A 1,145-nucleotide genomic window follows, 5' to 3' on the forward strand; every position below is an offset into this window, starting at 1 on the left:
GGCTGAAGCCGAAGTTCCAGGCTTCGCCACCGGCGTCCCGGTCAAGCATTAGCAAGCGCGACGCGGTGTCGAGATACTCATCGGCGTAGCGCGGGTCCTGGAAGTCGACCAGCTTCTTCGTGCCGGCATAGAGCATCGGCGCCAGCACTGGCGGGAACTCGGAATGGATGCGGTCGAGCAGCCGGTCGAGCTTCGGATGCCCGACCGAGATGGGTGCGTCCGGAAGCAGCTTCTCCGGCATCTTGGCCACTTTTTCGGGCTTGCCGTCGCGTGCACGGTCGAAGGCCGAGCCAAATGCGCGCAGGCTAGCTTCCACGCCCTTGCCACCGGCTCGCACTGCATTCTCGAAGGCTTCGCGTGTGAAGGGCAGTACATTGGCACCAGCCAAGGCACCGAACATTGCCGACGAAATCACGCTGCCGTTTTTTTCAGCCAACGCCTGCATATCAAAGATGATCGTCCTTTTCGCCGCGACGCCAAAGGCGTCGACCACGGCCAGTGGATCGCCCGTGCCATCGCCAGGCACTTCCTTTTCGCCGACCGCATAGGAGCGATGGGTCGAGGCGATCAGCGTCGTCTTGTCGGGCGTCACCAGCCCGCGCAGCATCGAGCGACCGGCTTCCATGAATTCGGCGGCGAGCACAACATCGACATCGCCAGGCGTCGGCATAAGCGACAGCACCGGCATCTGTCCGCCCTTGGGCTTGAGCATCTCGACATAATAGATTGTGGCGCCTGTGCGCTGAGCAACGCCCGGCACCGAGGTTGACTGGGCAACCCAGCCCTCTGCCTCGGCGAGCGCCACCACCCAGTCGGCCAGAACGCCGCCGCCCTGTCCGCCCATGGCGAGGATAGCGATCGAGATCGGTTTTTCGTCGGCTGATATCGTGATCAGAGGTTTGCTCATGATTTTCACCCGAAGACCACACGCCGGGCTTCGCGGCGGCGCTGCAGGAAGCCGATGACGGCGTTGCGCAGTTTCGCTGCGAAGCGGTCGCGCCGCGACGGGTTGTAGATGATGTCGGCGCGGTAGAAGGATGGGCACAGCACCGCGGCTTCCGAGACTTCACCGCAATTTCCGCAGCCGACGCAGGTGTTGTCGATCGCCACCACCGGATCGTCGCGTAGTGGGTCGTCGGTGTGCT

At 63.3% G+C, this 1,145-nt stretch carries 1 protein-coding gene and 1 pseudogene; both read right to left on the reverse strand.

What is annotated here, in order from left to right:
- Positions 1–907 (reverse strand): indolepyruvate oxidoreductase subunit beta family protein (locus tag AC1DUU_RS32605; RefSeq protein ID WP_476787416.1); only part of this gene is annotated, 907 nt, incomplete at its 3' end.
- 5 nt (positions 908–912) lie between these two features.
- Positions 913–1,145 (reverse strand): annotated as a pseudogene (locus AC1DUU_RS32610) (indolepyruvate ferredoxin oxidoreductase); the annotation flags it as partial.

It is taken from the genome of Aminobacter sp. P4_H6_2, from assembly GCF_056400805.1.